The organism is Huijunlia imazamoxiresistens (assembly GCF_037132455.1).
In the GTDB taxonomy this organism is placed as follows: Bacteria; Bacteroidota; Bacteroidia; order Chitinophagales; family Chitinophagaceae; genus Flavisolibacter; species Flavisolibacter imazamoxiresistens.
Genome location: NZ_JBBBEI010000017.1, coordinates 31,468 through 55,257 on the forward strand (window position 1 = coordinate 31,468; position 23,790 = coordinate 55,257).

The window sequence follows — 23,790 nt, forward strand, 5'->3', positions numbered from 1 at the left end:
CCATGGAAGAGCAGTCCCTACAGCGTACAGGCGAAGCACCCGTCATTTCGATCCGGGGCCTCCACCGGGCCTTCGACGAGTTCGAGGTGCTGCGGGGTATCGATATGGACGTTTTCCGGGGCGAGAACGTGGTGGTGCTGGGCCGCTCCGGCGCCGGCAAATCGGTGCTGATCAAAATTATCGTCGGCCTGCTGCCGCCCGGCAGCGGCTCGGTAAGCGTGCTGGGCCATGACATCAGCCGGCTGGACAAGAAGGGCTGGCGCCAGCTGCGCCTGCAGACCGGATTCCTGTTCCAGGGCAGCGCCCTCTACGACAGCATGACGGTGGAAGAAAACCTGTTGTTCCCGCTTACCCGCAATTTCCGGAGCCTGGCACCCCGCCAGGCCCAGGCGGCCGTGGACGCGGTGCTGGAAGCGGTGGGCCTGGAACATACCCGGCGGCAGATGCCGTCCGAGCTCTCGGGAGGGCAGCAGAAGCGCATCGCCATTGCCCGCACCCTCATCCTGAAGCCCCAGATCATGCTCTATGACGAGCCCACCGCCGGCCTGGACCCGATCACCAGCGCGGAGATCAACAACCTGATCAACGAGGTGCGGGAACGCTACCGTTGCTCTTCCATCATCATCACCCACGACCTTACCTGCGCCCGCATGACCGGCGACCGCGTGCTGATGCTGCACCAGGGAAAATTTATACGGGAAGGCACCTTTGATCAGGTGTTCGCTACGGAGGACGAACGCATCCGCGGCTTTTTTGACTACAACACATACGCAACCAAATGAGTGCTACGCATACCAAACAAAAAGTAATTGTCGGCCTGTTCGTGCTGGTGGGCCTGCTGATCTTCCTGGCCGGCGTGCTGACCCTGGGCGGGAAGCGCCGCTATTTCGCCCACACCTTTACCCTGCAGGCCCGCTTCGAGGATGTGGGCGGACTGCTGGCCGGCAACAACATCTGGCTGGCCGGCGTCAAGGTGGGGACGGTGGAAGAAGTGCGGCTGTCGGCCGGTCCCGGCGTGGAGGTGACCATGACCATCGACGAAACCGCCCGTCCCTTCATCCGCAGGGACGCCCGGGTGCGGATCGGCTCGGAAAGCTTTATCGGCAACCGGATCCTGGTGATCCACGGCGGCTCGCCCGGGGCCCCGCCGGTGGCCGACGGCGCCCTGCTGGCCACCGAAAAAGTGCTGAACATGGACGACATGATCCTGACCTTCCAGCAGAACAACCAGAACCTGCTGGCCATTACGGAGGATTTCAAGACCATTAGCCGGCGGCTGCTGGAAGGGGAGGGCTTTTTAGGCAAGCTGATGACCGACGAAAGCCTGATGACCCGCCTGCAGGCCACCCTGAACACCCTGCAAAAAGCCTCCGGCCATGCCGAAGACCTTACCGGCAGCTTTGCCGCCTACGCGGCCAAACTGCGGACCCGGGGCACCCTCTCCAACGAGCTGGTGACCGACACGGTGCTGTTCCGAAGCTTATCGGCCACCGTGCGGCAGTTGCAGTCCGTATCGGAAGCGGCCACCGCCATCACCCGCGACCTGAAGGCGGCTTCGGGCCGGCTGGACGACCCCCGCAATGCGGCCGGCCTGTTCCTGACCGATCCCCAGCTGGCGGAAAGCCTGAAGGCCACCCTCCTGAACCTGCAGTCGGGCACCGAAAAGCTGGACGCCAACATGGAAGCGCTCCAGCATAATTTCCTGTTTAGAGGATACTTTAAGAAATTGAAAAAGCAAGAGGAGGGAAAATAGGTAATGGGCAATAAGCAATGGACAATAGGGAAATACTCCATATTCAATACGCAACACTCAATATTCAAGGAAGGAATAAAGCCGGCAATGAACAGCGTATTTGCCGGTTTTGCCTTTTTCCTTGAGCATTGAGTGTTGCGTATTGAATATTGAGTATTTCTCTTTTCGCTTATTTTCAATTGCCTATTACCTATTCCACAGCGGGTTCCAGCCAGGGTTCCAGCTCCTCCACATAATGGATCGTGGTTTCGAACTGCAGTTCGTAGGTTTCTTTTTCGCCGATAAATAATTTCAGGCCTTCGGGCTGGAAGGGGGCCAGGTTTTCCTTGGCCTTTTGGGAGGGGTCGTTCTTTTGGACGGGCTCGGGTTGGTTCTTATGGTGTTCCAGGCGGATCATTTTGCCATCCAGTTCCTTGCCCCACATGGCCAGGGCCTCATCGCGGGGTTTGGCATTCTGGCTGACGATAGGGATCAGTAGCTTGAATCCGTTGCTTTGCAAAAAATCATACGTTACAGGAGTCATAGGCCTCTTTTTAAAGTCTTCTTTCTAATCTTATACCAATCTTACGCGTTTACAAGTTTACGAGTGGTGGAAGCGGTGGCCGGTCCCGTATTTTCCTACAAACGACACAGCCCCGGGAATCGGGGCTGCGTGGTTATCTTTTCGGACGGTTGCTGTTGTTGTCATTTTTCGGAATGGGTACCAAAGCCGGTTTCTTAATGCCCAGCAGGATCGAAATAACTTCTTTCAGGCTCATTTAATGGTATTAAAGGTAAAAAAAACAGGTTAGGATAACTGGTCTCAATAAGGATGAGAACCGAAGCCTAAATTAAGGAAGATTTTTTTCTCTTCCTGTTAAAAATCGCCCGGGTAGCGACCTTAAATTAAAAAAATAGGGGATTTTAACAACCAGCCCGCTTCCGGCAGGGCTATTTCTGCCGTCGGGACCACTACAAACTACAAACTACAAACTACAAACCCTGAACTCCCTTACTTTGCACCTCTTTTTACAACCTTGCTTTACGATATGAGACCTTTTTTACCTACTTCCCGCAACCTGCTCCTGGCTGCGGCGATTTTTACGGCTTCCGTGACGGATGCCCAGGTGGCGGCGCCGGCCCCCTGGCCCAAAGTGCAGCAGCAGACAAAGCCCTGGACCCGCTGGTGGTGGATGGGCAGCGCCGTGGACGAAAAGAACCTGGGCGCCCAACTGGACAGCATCGGCCGCGCCGGCTTCGGCGGCGTGGAGATCGTGCCCATCTACGGCGCCATGGGCTATGAACAGCGCTACATCCCCTACCTGACGCCCCGCTGGATGCAGGTGCTCGACTACACTACCCAAAAAGCTTCCTCCCTGGGCATGGGCGTGGACATGGCCGTAGGTACCGGCTGGCCCATCGGCGGCCCGCAGGTGACCGCCCCGCTGGCCGCCACCCGCCTGGTGGTGCAGAAGTATGCCCTTGGCCCCGGCCAGTCGCTGGCCGAAAAGATCGTCCTGAACGATCCGAAACAGCCCGCCCTGCCCGGCACCTCCCTGGCCGCCCTGGTCGCCTACGGCGATGACGGCAGCATCCAGGACCTGACCGGGAAGGTGGACGCCACGGGCAAGCTGAACTGGACGCCCTCCAAGGGCAAATACGAGCTCTATGCCGCCTTCTCGGGCAAAACCAGGCAGATGGTGAAACGGGCCGCTCCCGGGGGCGAAGGCTATACTTTCGACCATTTTTCCAAAGAGCCCATCACCGCCTACCTCCACACCTTCGACTCGGTCTTCGGTAAAACCTCCCACGGCGTACGCTCGTTCTTCAACGACAGCTACGAAGTATACGGGGCCGACTGGACCCCCGGCTTTTTCGAAGAGTTTCGCAACCGCCGCGGCTACGACCTCAAACCCTTCCTGCGCGAGCTGACCGGCACGGAAAAATCCGAAAGGGTGGCCCGCCTCAAATCGGACTACCGCGAAACCATGTCCGACCTGATGCTGGATAATTTCACAAAAACCTTTACCGCCTGGGCCCACCGCATCGGCGCCCAAAATACCAACCAGGCCCACGGCTCGCCCGGCAACCTGCTGGACCTGTACGCGGCCGTGGACATCCCGGAGGCCGAAACCTTCGGCTCCAGCTATTTTCCCATCCCGGGCCTGCGCCGCGACAGCGGCGACGTGCGCAACGTGGATCCCGATCCCAACATGCTGAAGTTCGCTTCCTCGGCCGCCCACGCCATGGGCCACAACCTGTCGTCGAGCGAAACCTTTACCTGGCTGACCGAACACTTCAAAACTTCCTGGGCCCAGTGCAAGCCCGAGCTGGAGCAGGTGTTCCTGTCGGGCATCAACCACGTGTTCTACCACGGCACTACCTATTACCCTGCCGATGCCCCCTGGCCCGGCTGGCTGTTTTATGCCTCGGTGAACTTTGTGCCCAGCAACAGCCTCTGGCCCCACCTCAACGGGCTGAACAATTATATCACCCGCTGCCAGTCGGTGCTGCAGGCCGGCGAGCCCGACAACGAGGTCATGATCTACTGGCCCGTTTACGACAGCTGGAACCGCCCCACCGGCATGGACATGCCCCTGAAGGTGCACGACATCGACGAATGGCTGCACCCCACCGCCTTTTACAAGGACCTGGTGCAGCTGCAACAAAAAGGCTATTCGCTGGACTTCGTCTCCGACCGCATGATCGAGTCCTCCCGGGTCAACGGGGGCACCATCCGCGTAACGGCCAAAGGCGCCGCCCATAAAGTGCTGCTGGTACCCGAATGCCGCCTGATGCCGGTCAATACCCTGCAGCAGATCGTACGCCTGGCCCGCAACGGCGCTACCGTAGTCATGCAGCAACTGCCGAAGGACGTTCCCGGCCTGGGCAACCTCGACCGCCAGCGGGCCCGCTTCAACCTGGTGCTCGACTCGCTGAAGTTTACGGCCACCGGCACGGAAGGCGTGCAGGAACTGAAGCTGGACAGCGGCCGCATCCTGCTGGCCGCCGACGTGGCCGCCGCCCTGCAGCATGCCGGCATCCGGGGAGAAGGCCTGACCGCCACCGGCCTGAAATTCATCCGCCGGGCAGTGCCGAACGGCAAATTCTACTACCTCGTCAACCATACCGCCAAAGCCGTGGATGAAGTGCTGCCCCTGCAAACCCTGGCCTCTTCCGCCCTGATTCTCGATCCGCAAAGCGGCGCCTACGGCTCTGCCCCGGTCACCCGCAGCGGCAATACCTCGGGAATCCGGGTGCAACTGCAGCCCGGCGAGGCCCTGATTGTAAAAACCGGAACGGAAAAGACGGCGGCCCCGGCCTGGGCTTACGTGCAGCCTGCCGGCGAGCCGGTAGCGCTGAAGGGCGACTGGAAGCTGCGCTTCACCGGCGGCGGCCCCGTGCTGCCGAAAGAGGCGACCCTGAAGCAACTGCAGTACTGGACCAAACTGGAGGATACCGCTGCCGCGGCTTTTTCGGGCACGGCCGAGTACAGCACCAGCTTTACGCTGCCGGCCAAAAATGCCGCCGACTACGAGCTGGCGCTGGGCAAGGTGGCCGAGTCGGCCCGCGTATGGATCAATGGCAAGGAGGTGGGACTGCTGTGGAGCATTCCGTTTACCGCCCGTGTCGGCAAATACCTGCAGCCCGGTAAGAACAGCATCCGCATCGAGGTGGCCAACCTCATGGCCAACCGCATCCGCGACATGGACCGCAAAGGCATTCCCTGGCGCCGCTACCACGAGATCAATTTCGTGAACATCAACTACAAGCCCTTCGACGCCTCGGTCTGGCCGGTACAGCCTTCCGGCCTGGAAGGTCCCGTCACCCTCCGGCCGCTGAAAGTGGTGCGATAAGCGCTTTGGAACCGTACGGAAAAGCCCCGGAAGCCGCCAACAGGCAGGCATCCGGGGCTTTTTTGCACCTTGCCGCTTTGCGCAGGAACAAAAAAATATCCCCTCCGGGGAGGGGACACTTCTTCAGGCATTCAACACATGACATTTTACACACACAATATCTTATGCCTTGTTTCAGCAACAGGGCCGTTTTCTAAAAAGGGTACGGATTAAAAACGGACAGCTCTGAATTTGTTTCTGCAATTGGTTTTGGTTGCGCTTTTTCTACCAGACAACCATCTGAAAGGTTTTGATCGGTATCGGATTGTTTACGGACGCTAAGGTAGAACGGTAAAACGGGCAGAGCCGTTCTTTTCGACGATCCGGCCATTGTTCCGGGTCAAACGGCCCGGAACAAAGGTGGAAGTTTTTGTGCAAAATATTGAAAATCAATTAACTAGAAATTGCCCCTATCAAAATATACGTACTTGCCCCTAATCGTTTGTCAGTTGTTTTTCCGCCTTTTGTCATTGAAAATCTACAGGCAGCCCAAATAAATGCTAGCGGGGCATTTCTCCGGGCTCTGCGGGAGTTTTTTAACGGAATAAAAGCCTGCCGGCCACCGTATGCCCGTAATTTTGCGGCCCAAAAAGGAACATATATGCTGGATACGGTTATATTCGATATGGATGGTTTGCTGGTGGATTCGGAACCCCTGTGGGCGGTGTCGATGCGGGAAGTATTTGCCACCGTAGGGGTGGACCTGTCGGAGGAAATGGCGCTGAAAACCACCGGCCTGCGGACCAAAGAAGTGGTGGGCTACTGGCACCAGCAACTCGGGTGGACCTCCCCGAAGACCAACGAGCAGGTATGTGAAGAGATCATCGACGACGTTACTGCCCGGATCATTGCCGAAGGCAGGGCCATGGAAGGCCTCCACCATATCCTGGAGTTTTTCCGCCGCAAGGATTTCCGGATCGGCCTGGCTTCTTCTTCGCCCTTACGGCTGATCACGGCGGTGCTGGGCCACCTGGGCATTCGCCAGCAGTTCCAGGCCATTTATTCGGCCGAGCACGAGGTGCAGGGCAAGCCGCACCCGGCGGTGTACCTGGCTTGCGCCCGCGAGCTGAACAGCAATCCCCTGCACTGCCTCGCCTTCGAGGATTCGGTCAACGGCATGGTGGCCGCCAAGGCCGCCCGCATGAAGGTAGTGGCCGTTCCCGAGCCGCACAACCGTACCAACCGGCGCTTCGCCCTGGCCGACCTGCAGCTGGAATCCCTGGGCCAGTTTTCGGAAGCCCATTTCCAGGAACTGAACCGCTGGTAAGGCTAATTATTCTGGCACTTTTTTTTCTCTGCCCTCGTATTGTTTCACGCTTAAAACAAACCATATGGCAGAGAAGCACAATCCCCATGGCGGCGACCGCAGCCAGCGCGAGCAACACGGCAAACACGAGCAAAGGGCCGACCGCCAGTCCGACCGGGGGAAAAATACCTCCAGCCGCACTGCCGGCGGAGACCAGGCCAAGGCAGGGGCTTCCCGTACCGATACCCAGCGGAAGGACACCAAGAAAGGCCCCAACAGCCTGTAACAATTTCGGATTTGGGATTTCGGATTTCGGATCCCCTTGCAAGGAGTAGGAGTCTTACTGCCATCAAGGGTTCCGAAATCCGACATCCGACATCCGAAATTCTAGGGCTTTCGGGCAATAAAAAACCGCCCGGGAAGGCGGCACTGCCTATTAACCGGCCTTTAAATAGCGGCGCCGGAACCATTCGTATTTTTTTCTGTTGGCAAAGATACCTTCGCCGGCTCCGTTCACGTAGGCAACGATATTCCGCACATTTTCGATTTTCGCATCCAGGTGCAGGCGGGCGGAGCGGGAGCCCCCGGCATCTTCCTGCAACAGGTACTCCAGGTAATCGTGGGGCATGAGGTCCTTCTTTTGGGTGTTGCAGTGCTGGCAGCAGTTGCGTTTGTTCTCGCCCCCGTTGGCGCCACCCTTCGACACCGGTATCAGGTGGTCGGCGGTGCGGTGAATGTGGTGGTTGAACTCCCGCCCGCAATAACAGCAGCTTTTGCTGTAATCTTTATAAACTCCCATGAATTTGGCTTTAAAAGGTTCTGGAATCCTTTCCGGCCGGAAAGCGGCAGTGCAAGAGCGGAGTGAAAACAGGTGCTGACGCCGGAAAAATGAACAGGCAAATTTACGTTATCCAGCACGGCTAAACCACGCCCCAGCCCATATTTCAGGCAGATTTAACTGATTTTCGTAAAGAATAAATGGGAAAAAGATAAGGATATATGCGCGCTCCTGGTTGCCGGCGCCAGCCAACTCTGGAACCCAGGAACTTTGGAACTCTGGAACTTTCTCTGCAACTCTGGTATAAAAATTTCTTTAGTGGTCGAACGCTCTTGATTCCTTTATATTTACCGCAAGAACCCGCTTTCATGAAATCAAAATCTTCTTTCTGGCAACGTATCGGCCTGCAGGACTGGTTCCTGAAAAAAGAAGCGGCCCCTGCCGGCGGCCCTTCGGCGGCCCTCACGCCCAACCATGTCTTTCATTTTATCATCCAGAAATTCAACGAGTCCATTGCCCAACTGTCTTTTGCCGGCCGCGTTGTATTTTTCCATGAATATATCATCTGCTTCAACCCCGACGACTTCAAGGATTTCATGGACAATAAAAAAGGCATCTTCGGCCTTATCGTCCAGGAATCGGTGAAAAAGTTTTACGACATCCTTAAAGAAGCCCGCGGTCAAGGCAAGACCGTGGAGCCCTCCAGCAGCAAGTGGGTGTTCCGCTTCGTGTCGCACCCCGACTATGCCCGCGGCGACATCTCCTTTATCGGCAAGCTGCTGCCCGGCAGCAGTCCCAAGGAAGAAAACCTGCGGGTGACCTATATTCCCCGCCAGACCGGTATCGCCCAGACCTTTGACATCAACCCCAATATCCTGAAAGGCTTTACCTTTTACAGCGAAGGCTATTACGAGGTGTCCTACGACGAAGACCTGGTATACGACGACCGCAAGGTGGGCAGTGGCACGCCTGCCTTCTATGCCCGCCTGGAAACCATTGTTCCCGACAAGGCCTTTGCCGGCAAGAAAGTGGAGTTCATCATGCGTGACGAGGAGATCATCGTGTCGGGCAGCGAGGAAACCCGCGAAGCCTCCACCATCTTCAAAGTGCCTTCGGAGTGGGTAAACACGCCCCACCTGCGCATCCGCTACAACCGCCAGGAAGACAAGTTTTACCTCAGCTCCTTTGGCGAGAAAACCCTGCTCAACGAACGGGAGGTGGGCCGCAGCGAAGCCGTCACCCCCTCCTGGACCGAACTGCCCGTCAACTCCCGCATCGTTCTGAATGGCATCGTGGGCATAAACATTTTCAAAACGTAATTTTCTGAACTACGGAGTTTACGAGTTTACAAGTTTACGAGTTTACGAGTTGCTGGCGCCCGTAAGGAACTCGTAAACTTGTAAACCCGTAAACCCGTAAACTCATTCCTATGGCCTCTATCGCTTTATTGACGCTCTGCGCGCTTTTGCTCATCATACATTTCGCGGACATAAAAAATACGCACAAACGCAATGGCTGAAAACTTTTTTGGAATCACCGATACCGGCATCCAGCGCGACAGCAACGAGGATACCTATATTGTTCAAACGGTGCTGGACAACCGCTTTATCATGGCCTGCGTAGTGGACGGCGTGGGCGGCTATGAAGGCGGCGAAATCGCCGCAGCCCTGACCCGCGAAGCCATCCTGGGCTACTTCAGCATTCCCTCCGGCGATATCCCCACCATGATGCGCGAAGCCTTTGCCGTGGCCAACGAACAGATCCATGCCGAGAAACTGCGCAGCAAAGCCCACGCCCACATGGCCTGCGTAGCCACCCTGGCCATTGCCGATACCGCCAACAACATTTTTTACTATGCCCATGTGGGCGATACGCGGCTGTACCTGCTGCGCGACCGCACGCTGGTGAAGATCACCCAGGACCATTCCTTCGTGGGCTTCCTGGAAGACAGCGGCCGCCTGACCGAGGAGGCCGCCATGAGCCATCCCAAGCGCAACGAGGTGAACAAGGCCCTGGGCTTCGATACCCAGATCCGCATGAACGCCGACTACATCGAGTCCGGCCAGTCGCCCTTCCTGCCCGGTGATACGCTGCTGCTGTGCAGCGACGGCCTGAGCGACCTGGTCCCCAAAAGCGTGCTGACCGCCATCCTTTTGGAGCAGCCCTCCCTGGAAGCAGCCGCCAAGGCCCTGGTGGACGCTGCCAACAAGGCCGGCGGCAAAGACAATATTACCGTGGTGCTGGTGCAGAACAATACGAAGGCGATCAGCCAGAAAGCCACGAAGCCCGCGGCGCCGGTAAAACAAAATAATCGGGCGGAAGTACGGCAGCCCGTGGTGCCGCCCACCCGGCCTACGGATGGGAAAGCGAAGGCGCTGCCGAAGAAAACGACCAGCCCTGCCGTGCCGGTACTGGCGCTGCTGTGCCTGGTGCTGGCGGGGGCCCTGGCCTGGCTGCTGCTGAACCGCAACCCCCGCGACCGGGGCGGCTTCTTCGGCACACCCGAACCCAACGCCCAGGAACAAAAGCTCCGCGACACGCTCTACAGCCTGCAGGGCGACTCGCTGCACCTGACCTATGCGCTCTTTCCCCAGCCCGTACTGCTTACCGATACCATTTTCATCGACCACGATTCGCTCTACCTGCGGGGCGGGGGCGGCACCGTGCTGCGCGCCGACACTACCTTCGGCGGGCCGGCCCTTTCGCTGACGGCCGACTGCCGTCACATCGTGCTGGAAAACATCACCTTCGAAAACTTCGACCTGGCCGTGCTGGCGCAAAACAAAGCCCTGCACCTGCGCAACGTGCGCTTCGTCAACTGCCGCGTGCCGGTGGAATACCAATACCAGTTCACCCCCAACAGCTATGTCAGCGGCAGCGCCGGCGACACGGCTTTTCTCATTACCGACTCGCTGCAACCCGATGCCTTCCGCAAAAAAGTCCCGGCAGAAAAGGAAGCGGCTAAAAACGAAAGGAACTAAGCACCATGGCGCAACAGAACACGCAACGGAGGGGCAGGGGCATCGAACGGGTTTTCATTCTACTGGCATCGGCCTTATTCCTGTTCCTTTTTATCCGCCTCTACGGCGAGCTGGAAAAGGATTTTTTGGAAGTGCCCCGCCGCCTGCAGGAGGGTACCCTGATCAACCTCAACGACGACCGGCCCGGCGAACAGCTGAAACGCCTGCTGCAAAAAGGCTTTTATTTTGAAGACCCCCGCGATATCGACTTTATCGGCTCCATTGTGACCGAGCGCATGGGCGCCCGCAAGGAAGTGATCGACAACATTGGCGAGCTGAACAAACGCAAATACGACGTGGAGGCCGAGCAGGCCTTTGCCCGGGGCGGCGAATCGTTCCGCAAGCGGGTGCGGCTGTCCCGTGCCCTGCTGGGCTTTGCCGGCCCCGACTCGCTCCGCTTCGAGCAGGAGGTGCGCCAGCCCCCGCCGCTGCCGGCAACGGTGGAGGTGGGCGGCGGCGACCGCCGCATCTCGGGCACCGTGGAAAAAGAAAAAGGCCGGGGCGTACAGGGCGTGCTGGTGCGGCTGGAGCTGCTCCTGCCCCAGGACAGCGTGTACAGCGAGGCCATTACCGAAGTGGACAATACGGTAACCGAGGGCAACGGCAGCGTGCGCCGCGTGTATGCCCAGGGCCCCGGCGGCAAGCGGCAGCTGCAGTCGCTGAGCGCCTATGCCCGCACCGACGCGGAAGGAAAGTTTCGTTTCGCCGGCCTGCCCGGCGACAAGGCCTACGAGCTGCTGCCCCTGAAGCCGGGCTTCCAGTTCGGCGCCACCCAGGGCACCTCCTCCCTGGAAAAAGACGCTTCGTTTACCTTTCACCAGTCGCCCCATCGCCTGAAGCTGCTGTCGACCCGCGACTTCAACAACCTTAAAAAAGAAAAAGCCCTGATGGTGCGCACGCCGGCGGAATTCAGCCGCCAGTACTGGATCACGGTGGCGGTTTTCCTGCTGTCGTTTTTAGTGGTGCACATCCTGCTGACCCTGCGCTTCCCGGCGGCCGACCAGCTGGTACTACCCGTGCTGATGGTGCTGACCGGCATTTCGTTCGTGACGCTGCTGAGCCTCCAGGATCCCCTGCGCGACCGTTTTCTCGGCCAGGGCACCACCGCCTTTTTTGCCGGCGGCATGGCGGGGTTATGTATCCTGTTGTTCCTCAACCTGCGCCGCTTTACCCCGGATTCGACGCTGTACCGCATGCTGTTCCTAAAGACCAGCCCCAAGGCCGCCGGCGGCGCGCAATGGGGGGTGCTGGCCATCGGCCTGCTGCTGCTGACCATCCTGTTCGGCACCGGCCCCGAAGGCAGCGGCGTCAAGGTGAACCTCTTTGGCTTCCAGCCCAGCGAGATCGTCAAGTTCCTTATTTTGGTGTTCCTGGCAGGCTTTTTCGCCACCAACGAAAAATTTATTGCCGACTACCGCAGCTGGCAGAAGCGCTGGTCGTTCTTTTCCTTTGCCCTCTTTGCCATCGTGGCGGCCATCCTGCTGTTCCTGGTGCTGGGCGACCTGGGGCCGGCCATCGTCTGCTGTTTTTCCTTTATCATCCTGTTTTCCTTTTCGCGGGGCGATTTCCTGTTCATGGCCGGCGCCGTGCTGCTGTTCTGCCTGTCGGTCTGGATCCTGGACAACGTGTGGCTGGGCACGGCCCTTACCGCCCTGCTGGTGGCGGGGGCGATCGTGTTCGGGCGCAAGCAGATGAGCGAATCGGCGGTGATGGCCCTGGTGGTCATCGCCGGCTTCCTGCTGCTGGACCAGGTGCCGCTGCTCGACCGGCTGTTTCCCGGGCCCATCCGCCGCCTGGTGGACCGCAAGGCCATCTGGCTCGATCCCTGGAACAACGAAGTGTTCGGCGGCGACCACGTGGCCAACAGCATCTGGGCCATGTCCAGCGGCGGCGTTACCGGCCAGGGCGTTGGCGAAGGCTTTGCCAAGACCATCCCCGAAGCCCATACCGACATGATCCTGCCGTCCTTTGGCGAGGAGTTCGGCTGGGCCGGTATCCTGTGCGTGTTTATTTTATTTCTCATTTACCTGCACCGGGCGGTGCTCATCGGCCGGCAGACCGGCACGCCCTTCCTGTTCTACCTGTGTGCGGGCATCGGCGTGGCCACCTTTGTGCAGTTCCTGCTCATTGCCGGCGGCTCCATCGGCGCCCTGCCGCTTTCGGGCGTGTCGCTGCCTTTTATCTCGTACGGCGGCTCCTCGCTGGTGATCAACCTGCTGGCGGCCGGCTTTTTGCTGGCGGCCTCCTCGCTGCAGGGCTCGGCCGTGCAGCTGCAGTACCTGTCGCGGCGGCAGGACAAGAACCTCATGCCCGCCCTGTTGGCGGCCTGTACGGGCATTGTGCTGCTGTCGGTGACCGTGTCGCGCTACCTGTTTCACAACCAAAAGTGGGTGGTGCAGCCCGCCCTGGTGGCGGATCGCAGCGGGGCGCGGATGTTCAGCTACAACCCCCGCATCGCCATCCTCATGAACCGCCTGCAGGCCGGCGTGCTGTACGACCGCAAAGGAAGGGTGCTGGCGGCCAGCCAGCCCGCGGCCGTGCAGCGCGGCCTCGACTCGCTGGTGGCGGCCGGCCTCGACCGCCGCCACCTCGAACGAATGATGCACCGCCGCCTCGACCGCTACTATCCCTTTGCCGAACAGATGTTCTTCTGGACCGGCGACCTCAATACCGGCATTTTTTACGGCGGCACCAACGGCTACTTTGCCGAGTACGAGCACCTGGCCGACCTGCGGGGCTTTGCCACCCCCGGCACCAATATAACGGCCACGGCCAGCCGCTTTCGTGAAGAACGCTTCCTGCCCGAGACAGCCACCGAAATGACCGTTACCCAGCGCGACTACAGCGTGCTGTCGCCCCTGCTGCTGGCGGGCATCAACAGCCCGCAGGTGGATGCGTTCAAAAAACGCAACCGCAACGTGCAACTGTCCCTGGACGCCCGCCTGCAAACGGGCATCCAGCAGTCGTTGGCCACCGACGACTCGCTGGCCGGCAAGCGCATTTCGGTGGTGGTGCTGGAAGACCGCACCGGCGACGTGCTGGCCTCGGCGGCCTACCCCTTGCCGCCGGTGACCGACTGGGAGACCATGAACCTGGGCCTCGTGCAGGAGGCCCGGCTGCCTTACTGGATCAACAACAACGACCCCGGCTTTACCCAGGCCAGCCAGCCCGGCTCCACCGCCAAGCTGGTGACGGCCCTGGCCGCCTTCAATAAGCTGGGCGCTGCCGCCGCCCGCAAAACCATCGTCGTGCGGCCCGGCGACCTCATCCGCGTCAGCGGCGACGAGCCCGACGAGACCGGCCCCGTTACCCTGGAGCGGGCCATCGTCAAATCGAACAACCCCTTCTTCATCCGCCTGGCCAACGAAGAGCGCCTGCAGGAGGAGATGGCCACCCTGTACCTGCAAACCGGCATGTTCCTGCGCGGCCTGGGCGGCTATTTTTACGAGCAGGAGGCCAACAACCTCGAGCAGCAGAACAAATGGCGGGAGTACTGGCGGAAAACCGAATTTCGCAGCCTGGCCTCCTACAACCCCAACGACATCCGGGCCACCCGCGGCCGCGGCATCTCGGGCATGGCCTGGGGACAGGGCGAGCTGGTGGCCACGCCGGCCGCCGTGGCCCGCCTGTCGGCCGGCATCGCCAACAGCGGCAGCCTGGTGCCCAACCGCTACGTGCTAAAAATCTCCGACTCGGTCCTGGGCCTGAAGGAGCCTATACCCCTGGCGAAGGAGCCGGACTATGCCCGCCTGATGACCCGCTACATGCTGGAGCAGAGCGCCGGCAAGGTGGCGCAGCTGGGCATTAAGGTGGCTGGCAAAACCGGTACGCCGGAGCGCATCGTCAAAAAACGCAGAATAAAGGACGGCTGGTACACGTTCTTTGCTCCGAAGGCCGCCGGCCCGGGCCATGTGGCCGTTTGCGTACGGGTGGAGGACTGCAAAGGATCGAGTGTGGCGGTAAAGACCGCCGGCAAACACGTGGTTCCCGTATTATTGCAACTCGGCTACATCAAAAGCTTCCCCAAACCTGCCGGTGCGCCTGCAGGAGCGCCACCGCCGGCACTGCCGGCAGCGGCCCCGGAAGGGGGCCTGTAGCCTTTTTTACCAAAAAACAGTAATAGCATGTTCGGATTTTTCAAAAAGGACAAGGATAAAGAAAACGAGCCCGTCGCCCTGGATGTAAAGCTGATCCGGGAACGGCTGCTGCAGTTCATTAAAGAGCAGCTCCAGAAGGTGGAAGGCGGCGAGGGCCGCAACATCAAGGGACTGCACCTGTTCATCGCCTGCAGCGAGGCGGAAAAGCATATGTACGAGGCGGCGGTATATGCCGAGGAGGAGCACCGCTTTCAACAGGAGGAAGTGCAGAAGATCGCCGACGACTTTGCCCTGGACCTGCCCGAGGGCTGGATCCTGGACATCCGCTTCGATGACAGCCTGCCGCCCGAAGCGGTGAAAGTGCCCACCCTCGACGCGGCCCTGTTCGTGGAAACCCGCAAGCGGGCGCTCCGCAAATCGGCCACGGCTTATATCCGCATCCTCAACGGCGAGGCCGAGCAGGAAAGCTACACCCTCACCTCCGAAGGCGGCCGGGTGAATATCGGCCGGGAAAAGAAGGTGCAGACCGGCGACGGCTTTTTCCGCCTCAACGCCATCGCCTTCCCTGCCGACAGCCGCCACGAAAGCAATAAATTCATCAGCCGCCAGCACGCCCATATCGAATGGGACAACGACAGCGGCGCCTTCCTGCTCTTCGCCGACGAGGGGGGCATCCCGCCCCGCAACAAGATCAAGGTGCGCACCGCCGACGGCACCCTGGTCAAGCTGCAGGCCATGGAAGTGGGCCACCAGCTGCAGGAAGGCGACCAGATCATTTTAGGCGACTCCGCGGCGCTTGAATTTAGCTTTCGGGAAAGTTGAAGAAGTTTGTAGTTTGTGGTTTGTAGTTTGTAGTTAGTCGTAACTCCGAAAAGACACCTGCAATAGTGCGGATGTTAAACTGTGAACCTGGAACCCGGCTTGTGAACTTTGAAACTCGTAAACTTGTAAACTTGTGGCCGTTCAGGGAACGACAAACCACAAACTACCAACCACAAACTCGATAAATGGCGAAAGTCTTTACTATAACGGAAGGTCTGGAAAACATGGGGGCGCTGAAAACCGGGGGGCAGGGATCGGTGTACAAAGGAAGGCGCATTGGCCCCATTATCACCGCCGTGAAGCTGCTGCCGACCCCTATCCACAGCGAAAGCACCCACGATAAAAACTACACCGACTTCCAGAACGAAGTGCACAAGCTGCAGAAGGTGAACCAGGAACCCAACCCCAACGTGGTCAAGATCCTCAGCTCGGGGCTGACCGAGTCGGGCTCCTTTCCCTTCATCGAAATGGAGTTCATCGAAGGGCCCGACCTGGAGGAGCTGCTGAAGCCGCCGCATGCCCCCGTGTTCACGATCAAGGAAAGCCTCAAGGTGGCCGAGCAGCTGTCCAATGCCCTGGCGCACTGCCACAAGGTGGACGTGAAGCATGGCGATATCAAAAGCAACAACGTCAAGTTCAGCAAGCATACCGGCAACTACGTGCTGCTCGATTTCGGGCTGGCCATCATGAGTGACGAGCAGCGGCGCACCTCTTTGCGCCATGCCGGCGCCATCGAGTTCATGGCCCCCGAGCAGAACGAGGGCCTCATGCTGTTCCAGACCGACGTCTACAGCTTCGGCGTGGTATTGTTTGAGCTGCTGACCGGCCAGGTGCCCTTCCCGCTGACCGACAAGGGCGAGACGGCCCGCAACATGGTGATGGTGGCCCATATGGAAACGGCGCCGCCCAACCTGCTGTCGCTGCGGCGCCAGAACCTGCCCGACACCTGGAGCGCCGAACAGAAGGAGCGCGAGCTGCGGCTGCCCCAATGGCTGGTGGAGCTGGTCTACAAATGCCTGGAGAAAAAGCCCCTGAACCGCTTTGCCGACGGCCGCGAGCTGCACGACTATATTGTGCGCAACAGCACGATGGCCGACCGGGAGCACGAGTCGGACCATGAGCAGGTGGCGGTGCTGCAGGAAGAGAACCGCCGGCTGCAGCGGGAGAAAAAAGAATTGCAGGACCTGCTGGCCCAGTACCAGCATGCCCTTTCAGACACCGGCAGCAAGCGCAAGCCGTCGCCCCTGTCGCCGCAGGCCCAGGCCATGGCTGAACCTTCCCGGAAAAAGAGCACGGGCAAAATCCTCCGCAACCTGCTGGTCATCGGGTTCTTTTTAGCCGCCCTGGCCTTTATTTTCAGCCAGGTCACCGGCAACCGGGACAGCCGGGAAAATGCCGCCAGCCCCGAGCCGGTGAAACAGCGCGGCGTAATCGGCCAGTACAAGGTGGTGGCCTCGCGGGCCTATTTCCACAACGAACCCGATGCGTCCACCAAACGCGCCAGTGCCTATATGGTGCCCTCCAATGACGTAGTGGCGGCCCTGGACGAGAAGAAAGGGTTTATCTATACCGAGTTCACCAACAACAGCGGCCAGACGTCGAAGGGCTGGCTGCGCAAGCGCGACCTGGTATCGCTGGAAGAATGGAACCGCAACAACCAGATCCAGGAAGAGGCCCGGCTCAACGCCCAGGACATCAAAAGCCAGCTGAAGGAAGCCCGCAGCCTGATGAACGACAACGATATCCGCGGGGCGGTATACATCTACAGCTACCTGGCCGAGCAGAACGTGCCCGAGGCCATGTACGAATACGGCAACCTGGCCCTTCAGAGCAAGACCACGGAGATCAGCTGCGGCGACGCCCTGGTGCTGGTGGAGCGGGCCAGCGATGCGGGCTATGCCCCCGCCAAGCGTACCCTGGGCTTCCTGTACCTATTTGCCGAAAACACCGATGTGCTGCAGGTCAGCAACTACGACCGCTGCAGCTATGAAAAGAACGTGCTGAAGGGCACCCAGCTGCTGCTGGAGGCCATCTCCAAGGGTGATACCACCGCCCGCCGGCTGATGAACGAGATCAACAATAAGAAACCCGTGGAAGTGACCGATCCCGGGCCGGAAATTACCCCTCCGCAACCCGGGGAATATTAATTTGGGAATTAGGATATTAGGGGAGGAGCTGCCTGGTTCATGGGGTGGCGCCAGTTCCAGGAAACGACATTTTTCCTTGGTTTTCCTGAGTTCGGAACATTCTTTGAAACGATAGCTCGGATATTTATGAAGGCTTATTTATCGAAAATATTGCTGGTGGGGGGCCTGGGTGTAGGCGCCCTGATGGGCTGCCCGGCCAATAGGAAGGGGGAGCAGGTGACCAAACCCGACTCCTTTTACTATTACCCGAAAGCAAACATCTATTACCATATACCCAAGCAGGAGTTCATTTATTTCGACTCGAACGAGCACCACTGGCGCACCAGCCGGCAACTGCCCGACAGCCTGCAACAGGGCCTGGACAAGAACGTAATGCTGAACGACCCGCCGCTGCCCGTCTGGAAAGAAAACGAGCAGCACCGGCTTGTTTATTCGGTTTCTTTTTATGCCTCACCCGAGGATTTTAAGGAAAAGCCACCGCCGCCACAGGGACCTGTCCCTTACCCCCAGGGAGAGATCAGTCAGGGTGACACTACCGCTGTTCCGGAAAAACGCGAAAAGGGCATAAAGGGATTTTTCAATCGCCTGTTCGGGAAGAAGGAGAAAAAATAGAGATAGAGCCAGATGCAGGAATAATGACCTATAAAACTTCTTGTTTTTGTATCTTGTGACAGTGAAAAGAGCCGTGACCAATTACCTGGACTTCGAGGTGGACAAGCTCACCCGTTCCATCGAAAACGTTGTAACTGGAGACCGCTTTATTACAGAGGTTACACATCTGCTTAAAACTGATTTGAAGCAATTGACTAAAAGAGGCGGATGGCTTTTTAACTGGCAGGCAGAACTTATTAGTTCGGAAAGAGAAGTATATAAGTTGACCATTCAAGGAAACCCGATGGTCATTCAAGGTTTGATAAGCATAAGCGTAGAGCCGGACCATATTTACATGCACCTCATTGAAAGTGCTCCATTTAATAAAGGGAAGGGTAAGGTGTATTTAGGTGTTCCCGGAAATCTTGTAGCTTATGCCTGTAGGCTTTCCTTTCAGAAAGGTCTTGATGGCTTTGTTGCATTTCACTCAAAAACAAAGCTAATTGAACATTACACCGAAACGTTGGGCGCATATCATTTTGGCGGGCATCTGATGATTATTGATACGCTTCCGGCAAAAGCATTGATTGATAAATATTTTAAAGAATAAGTTATGGGACTGATAAAAGAGCCCTCAGGAATTGACTTTGTTGTAGAGTCAAGACCATTGACAGAAAAGGAACGGGAAATGATCAGCCGGCATATCCGTGAGTATAAGGCAAATATGACTAAAAGAAAAAGCCCGGCAATTCCCGCCAGAAAGAAATTGAAAAACACAGGAAAATAGTGACGAATCCTCTTAATGCCGTTTTTTGTAATTTTCCCTGAGTTCCTTTTTGCCGTATTGCACTATATGGAAGAAACCGCGAAAAGGAAGGAAACGGCGGAAAAGGAAATAAAAAGCTTTGTCAAACGGCTGTTCGGGAAGTTTTAGAATGAATAAATCATGTTTGCCGCTCTGACAATGTATATAAACATATGTCCGTACAGAACAAAAAAACCGACAATTCGGAGAACGACAGGATCATTCTTGGAATGGTAATGCTTCAGAATGAATATTCTTTTAACCTCGATAGCTTCCTGGAAGATTATAACAGCAACTACGGCGACAGCATGGGGAAACCGGAAGGCGATAGCTTCTCCGCCACTTTTTCTGTCGGGGGCGAACTGATTGCGATGGGGCACATGCCTGTTCCTGTCCCGGCGCAGGACCTCGAAAGAACCGCCAAATATGCTTACAATTGGCCAACGGCCGTAGAGGAAACAAAAGCACATAAAAGTCATTTGATCGTTTCCATGCTCCCGGGCAGCCAGGAGCCTTTAGTACGTTTCAAAATTTTTACGCAAGCTCTCTGTTCCCTGTTGCGGACTACGGATTCCATAGGAATTTATATGGGAGAACAATCACTTCTGATTCCCCGGGAAGATTATCTGCAGGAAGCTGCGCATATGAGCGATGATTATCTGCCCTTAAACCTCTGGATCTATTTTGGTCTGCGCTCCGGCAACAGCAGGAATTCGGGATACACGTATGGCCTTAAGGGATTGAATAAAGAAGAAATGGAAGTAGTAAATTCATCAAAAAGCCTGGAAGATATAAGGGCCTTCCTTTTCAATATTGCTCATTACGTTCTTGAGTATGATGTGACGTTCCAGGACGGAGAAACCGTTGGATTGTCTGAGGAGGAAGTCATTGCAATTACTTATTCCGGAGGAAAGCTTGTTGAAGGGAGCACCTTTAAGCTGGCTTACTGACCAATGCTGCATTGCAAAAATCATAAACCATGTTGGCAGTTCATTGGACCCCTGTAAACAGGACGAAGAATATTTTGAAAAACGGAATTACAAAATCTAAAACAGGCTTGTACTGCTTTCCATTAACAGGACATAAAGCACTGGACAGATGGTGGATTACCTTTTTCAAACAACGCAATGTCCGATCCCGTAATAAGTATAACGGTATTGTCTTTCGACTTACAGAACAGGATCTGCCTGCCTGCTTCGGACATTGGATCGGATCGACAACAAAAGATAGCTTTTCAAAAGAAACCATCTGCCTTAAAGCTCTGGAAGCGAAGTTCAGGGAAACAATTCTATGGAGGATGGGAGAGGAGCTGGCCGGGAAATTAAGTTTGCATGCCGGTATTCTCGAACACGAAAAACAGGCGGAGCTGTTTTTGCAATTGGCGGAACAGGAAATTCGAAAAGCTCCCGGAACAATTACCGGCAAATTGAATGACCTTGATTTTATGACCTATACTTTCGAAGATTACCAGATTGTATTATCCAATTCCATAGCTCCCGGGAGGATCATCAAAATCCTTCCCCAGGGTGATGAATATGGAAGGGTAAGAAGATTGAAAAAGAAGTCATAAGCGGGCAAAGGTGAACCCGGTTTGCGGAAACGTAAAGCAGCAACGAACTGAAAACAACTAGCCCTTATGAAATATACGTTCCTATTGATTTTCTTTTTCATTCAAACGGCAGCGTTTGCGCAATCTTCGGGCGGCCCCGTGGAGGTAACGCCTGCTATGGAAAAGAACATCCGGCAGGATATTGAAAAGGAGATTGTAGTGCTGAAGCAACAGATGAAAAACAGCCAGGCAACCGACCTGCATATTGAATTTGCGACGGATACCATCCGTATTGAACGGTATATGGAAAAGTATATGGATTATGACTATTCCACGGCAGGCATGCGGGCCGCGACTTACGATGCGGCGGCACAATATGACAGCCTGTTGAACAAGTACTATAAAAAATTACTGCTTGTTCTGAAGCCGGAAGATAAAAAAGTATTGCAGCAGGCACAAAGGGCATGGCTGAGCTACCGCGACAATGAATTGAAGCTCGTTGCGGTGGTCCGTAAGGATGCGTATTCCGGTGGCGGAACCCTACAACAGTTAACGGATACCGGTTATTACCTGGACATCATCAAGAGCCGGACTATTGAACTCTACCATCATCTTAGCAGAGCTACGCAGGACCAGTAACGATAAACCTGGCGTGAGCAGCGTACCTATTTTATGAAATCATTCTCCCTGCTTATTTTTCTTTTAGCTGCTGTCCCCGGACGCAGCCAAACCACTTCACTGCCATCGTGGTTTACTGCAGCCTTCAGGAACAAAGCCCTGAACAGGAAATATGATCTTCACCCGTATCTGAAGCCTTCCTTTCTGCAGGCAGACTTCAACGGGGACGGAACCCGCGATATTGCCGTTCCGGTAATGGTGAAGGGAACCAAAAAGAAAGGGGTCCTTCTCGTCCATGGCAAAACTACCGAATACTTTCTGTTCGGTGCCGGAACGGACTTTGGCACTGGTTCAGATGATTATTATTGGGTGGACCAGTGGGGTATTTATAGTCATAAAACCGCTTTTGAAACACAGTTCAATAAAGACGACGAAATTACCGGTGTCAAGGAACACAAACTTACAAGACCTGGTATTTTGGTAGAAGCGTACGAAGACGGTGCGTCCATCGGCGGCGGAATCATTTACTGGAACGGCAAAAAGTATATCTGGATACATCAGGGCGAATAGTAAATTCCAGAACCTTATACCATTTCAATGTAGGTTGCACGGGATGAACCGAAAGCCCTTCAGGCTTCCTGGCAGCACATTTGAAGGGTTGTCGGCATGGAAGAAACCGCGAAAAGCATTGCCCTTTACCTGAGCCTGGTAGTGGAGATCATGGGGTCGGTGGTCATCGGGCTGGGACTGTTGCAATTCCTGTGGGGCTACCTGGCCGGGCTTTTTTCGAAAAAACCGTACGGCAGCAACTCCTGGTTGCGGGTGCGCTTTGGCAGCACGCTGACCATCTCACTGGAATTGCTGCTGGCCGCCGATATCCTGCGAACGGCGGTTGCCCCTACCTGGGAAGACATCGGCAAGCTGGCCGCTATCGCCGCCATACGAACGGCCCTCAACTACTTCCTGGAACGAGAGCTGAAGGAAATCGAGAAGCGTGTGCCGCCCCAGGAAGCACCCACCATCTGACCCGGTACCGGGCGTTCCGTCTCCAGGGCTGCCGGGGAAAGAATTCCCCTTCCACCGGGGAGCTCGGGGAGACAGGCACATGGCCCGGGTATGACCTTTAACCCCGACAGCCAGCCGGGCGCAACGATCCCTGCAGCCATGTTCCGACAACTCATCAATTACGGTTGCCCGTTACGGTGATCCTTATCCCAGTCTTCTTTGACGCAATCACACCTGCCTATATGCATTTGCGTAACACCGATAGAAGTTACTAACATTATTAGCAATCTTTTACTAAAAATATTAGCTTTGTTTTACTAACTACCCCATTATGTCAAACTATTCCCGGACAATAGCACACTACGACCTGGATGCGTTCTTTGTGAACGTGGAGTGCCTGAAAAATCCCCGCCTCAAAGGAAGGCCGCTGCTGGTGGGCGGCCAGAGCGACCGCGGCGTGGTGGCCGCCTGCAGCTACGAAGCCCGCCGCTTCGGCATCCGCTCGGCCATGCCCATGCGGCTGGCAAAGCGCCTCTGCCCCCAGGCAACCATCCTCCACGGCGATATGGAAAGCTACAGCCATTACTCCCGCCTGGTCACCGACATCATCCGCGACTCCGTTCCCCAGTTCGAAAAAGCGTCCATAGATGAGTTCTACGTCGATCTAACGGGCATGGACAAGTTTTTTGGATGCCTCCTGTTCAGCCAGGAGCTCCGCAAGAAGATCGCTGCCGAAACCGGCCTGCCCCTGTCCAACGGCGTCTCGGCCAACAAGCTGGTGAGCAAGGTCGCCACCGACACCGCCAAACCCAGCGGCCAGCTCGAGATCCGCCCGGGCAAGGAAAAATGTTTCCTTGCCCCCCTGGACGTCTCCCGCCTGCCCATGGTGGGTGAGAAAACCACCGAGCTGCTGCGGCAGATGGGCGTGCGCACCATCCGCACCCTCAGCGAAATCCCCGTAGAGCTGATGCAAAACCTTTTGGGAAAAACGGGCATCGAACTCTGGCGCCGCGCCAACGGCATCGACGACTCGCCGGTAGTACCCTACCACGAACAGAAAAGCATTTCTACCGAAAACACCTTCGAAAGCGATACCATCGACCTGCGCTTCCTGCAGGCCCAGTTGGTGAAGATGACCGAACGCATCGGCTTCGAGCTGCGCCAGCAAAACAAGCTCACGGGCTGCATCACCGTCAAGATCCGCTATGCCGACTTCAATACCGTCAGCCGGCAGTGCACCATCGCCTACACCTCCAGCGACCACCTGCTGCTGCAAAAGGTCAAAGAGCTGTTCCACCGGCTGTACGACCGCCGCCTGCTGGTGCGCCTGCTGGGCGTGCGCTTCACCCACCTGGTGCCGGGCAACTACCAGATCAACCTCTTCGAAGACACCAACGAAATGATCCGCCTCTACCAGGCACTCGACGCCCTCAACTTCCGCTACGGACGCGCTACGATCATGCGGGCGGGGGGCGTTTGAGAGA

Annotated in this window: 21 protein-coding genes; 19 read left to right on the forward strand and 2 right to left on the reverse strand. The window is 56.9% G+C overall.

Translation table 11 applies throughout. From position 1 onward, the window contains the following. Window positions 1–2 precede the first annotated feature (2 nt). Window positions 3–782, forward strand: coding sequence for an ABC transporter ATP-binding protein (locus tag V9K67_RS18780; RefSeq protein ID WP_336725134.1), 780 nt, complete (start codon window positions 3–5; stop codon window positions 780–782). Next, the gene (locus V9K67_RS18785) at window positions 779–1,753 is read left to right on the forward strand and encodes an MlaD family protein (protein WP_336725136.1); all 975 of its coding nucleotides are present in this window, start codon (window positions 779–781) and stop codon (window positions 1,751–1,753) included. The genes V9K67_RS18780 and V9K67_RS18785 overlap by 4 nt, the downstream gene beginning before the upstream one ends. A 190-nt stretch (window positions 1,754–1,943) precedes the next feature. Here V9K67_RS18785 and V9K67_RS18790 read toward each other — a convergent pair whose 3' ends face one another. Further along, window positions 1,944–2,276: a hypothetical protein gene (locus V9K67_RS18790; protein WP_336725138.1), complete on the reverse strand. Its 333-nt coding sequence runs from the start codon at window positions 2,274–2,276 to the stop codon at window positions 1,944–1,946. Window positions 2,277–2,781: 505 nt separating this feature from the next. On the opposite strand from V9K67_RS18790, the gene V9K67_RS18795 reads away from it, so the two are divergent. The 3 genes from V9K67_RS18795 (at window position 2,782) to V9K67_RS18805 (ending at window position 7,160) form a co-directional block, all read left to right on the forward strand. After that, the gene (locus tag V9K67_RS18795) at window positions 2,782–5,589 is read left to right on the forward strand and encodes a glycosyl hydrolase (protein WP_336725140.1); all 2,808 of its coding nucleotides are present in this window, start codon (window positions 2,782–2,784) and stop codon (window positions 5,587–5,589) included. 640 nt (window positions 5,590–6,229) lie between these two features. Then, window positions 6,230–6,895 (forward strand): hexitol phosphatase HxpB, encoded by a 666-nt coding sequence (gene hxpB / locus V9K67_RS18800; protein ID WP_336725142.1) that lies wholly within the window; start codon window positions 6,230–6,232, stop codon window positions 6,893–6,895. A gap of 64 nt (window positions 6,896–6,959) precedes the next feature. Further along, the gene (locus V9K67_RS18805) at window positions 6,960–7,160 is read left to right on the forward strand and encodes a hypothetical protein (RefSeq protein WP_336725143.1); all 201 of its coding nucleotides are present in this window, start codon (window positions 6,960–6,962) and stop codon (window positions 7,158–7,160) included. 150 nt (window positions 7,161–7,310) lie between these two features. On the opposite strand, the gene V9K67_RS18810 is transcribed toward V9K67_RS18805, so the two are convergent. Next, complete coding sequence (locus V9K67_RS18810) at window positions 7,311–7,673, reverse strand: HNH endonuclease (RefSeq protein ID WP_336725144.1); 363 nt, start codon at window positions 7,671–7,673, stop codon at window positions 7,311–7,313. 347 nt (window positions 7,674–8,020) lie between these two features. Between V9K67_RS18810 and V9K67_RS18815 the strand changes: the two genes are divergently transcribed. The 14 genes from V9K67_RS18815 (at window position 8,021) to dinB (ending at window position 23,786) form a co-directional block, all read left to right on the forward strand. Beyond that, the gene (locus V9K67_RS18815) at window positions 8,021–8,971 is read left to right on the forward strand and encodes a hypothetical protein (protein ID WP_336725146.1); all 951 of its coding nucleotides are present in this window, start codon (window positions 8,021–8,023) and stop codon (window positions 8,969–8,971) included. Window positions 8,972–9,163: 192 nt separating this feature from the next. After that, complete coding sequence (locus V9K67_RS18820) at window positions 9,164–10,633, forward strand: PP2C family protein-serine/threonine phosphatase (protein WP_336725148.1); 1,470 nt, start codon at window positions 9,164–9,166, stop codon at window positions 10,631–10,633. 5 nt (window positions 10,634–10,638) lie between these two features. After that, complete coding sequence (locus tag V9K67_RS18825; RefSeq protein WP_336725149.1) at window positions 10,639–14,769, forward strand: FtsW/RodA/SpoVE family cell cycle protein; 4,131 nt, start codon at window positions 10,639–10,641, stop codon at window positions 14,767–14,769. Between the two features lie 27 nt (window positions 14,770–14,796). Further along, window positions 14,797–15,591: an FHA domain-containing protein gene (locus tag V9K67_RS18830; RefSeq protein WP_336725150.1), complete on the forward strand. Its 795-nt coding sequence runs from the start codon at window positions 14,797–14,799 to the stop codon at window positions 15,589–15,591. Window positions 15,592–15,776: 185 nt separating this feature from the next. Continuing rightward, window positions 15,777–17,738: a protein kinase domain-containing protein gene (locus V9K67_RS18835; RefSeq protein ID WP_336725151.1), complete on the forward strand. Its 1,962-nt coding sequence runs from the start codon at window positions 15,777–15,779 to the stop codon at window positions 17,736–17,738. 126 nt (window positions 17,739–17,864) lie between these two features. Beyond that, window positions 17,865–18,350, forward strand: a complete 486-nt coding sequence (locus V9K67_RS18840; RefSeq protein WP_336725152.1) for a hypothetical protein — start codon at window positions 17,865–17,867, stop codon at window positions 18,348–18,350. Between the two features lie 97 nt (window positions 18,351–18,447). Further along, on the forward strand, window positions 18,448–18,939 hold the full coding sequence (locus tag V9K67_RS18845; protein ID WP_336725153.1) for a hypothetical protein: 492 nt from the start codon (window positions 18,448–18,450) through the stop codon (window positions 18,937–18,939). 3 nt (window positions 18,940–18,942) lie between these two features. Beyond that, window positions 18,943–19,116, forward strand: coding sequence for a hypothetical protein (locus V9K67_RS18850; protein WP_336725154.1), 174 nt, complete (start codon window positions 18,943–18,945; stop codon window positions 19,114–19,116). 191 nt (window positions 19,117–19,307) lie between these two features. After that, window positions 19,308–20,084, forward strand: a complete 777-nt coding sequence (locus V9K67_RS18855; protein WP_336725155.1) for a DUF4261 domain-containing protein — start codon at window positions 19,308–19,310, stop codon at window positions 20,082–20,084. Between the two features lie 29 nt (window positions 20,085–20,113). After that, window positions 20,114–20,704 (forward strand): hypothetical protein, encoded by a 591-nt coding sequence (locus V9K67_RS18860; protein ID WP_336725156.1) that lies wholly within the window; start codon window positions 20,114–20,116, stop codon window positions 20,702–20,704. Between the two features lie 66 nt (window positions 20,705–20,770). Continuing rightward, the gene (locus V9K67_RS18865; protein ID WP_336725157.1) at window positions 20,771–21,322 is read left to right on the forward strand and encodes a lysozyme inhibitor LprI family protein; all 552 of its coding nucleotides are present in this window, start codon (window positions 20,771–20,773) and stop codon (window positions 21,320–21,322) included. Between the two features lie 33 nt (window positions 21,323–21,355). Further along, window positions 21,356–21,871 carry a hypothetical protein gene (locus tag V9K67_RS18870; protein WP_336725158.1) on the forward strand — a complete coding sequence of 172 codons (516 nt, stop codon included), beginning with the start codon at window positions 21,356–21,358 and terminating at the stop codon, window positions 21,869–21,871. Window positions 21,872–21,967: 96 nt separating this feature from the next. Continuing rightward, window positions 21,968–22,327, forward strand: a complete 360-nt coding sequence (locus V9K67_RS18875; protein WP_336725159.1) for a DUF1622 domain-containing protein — start codon at window positions 21,968–21,970, stop codon at window positions 22,325–22,327. Window positions 22,328–22,637: 310 nt separating this feature from the next. Continuing rightward, the gene (dinB, locus tag V9K67_RS18880; RefSeq protein WP_336725160.1) at window positions 22,638–23,786 is read left to right on the forward strand and encodes a DNA polymerase IV; all 1,149 of its coding nucleotides are present in this window, start codon (window positions 22,638–22,640) and stop codon (window positions 23,784–23,786) included. The last annotated feature ends 4 nt before the right edge of the window (window positions 23,787–23,790 follow it).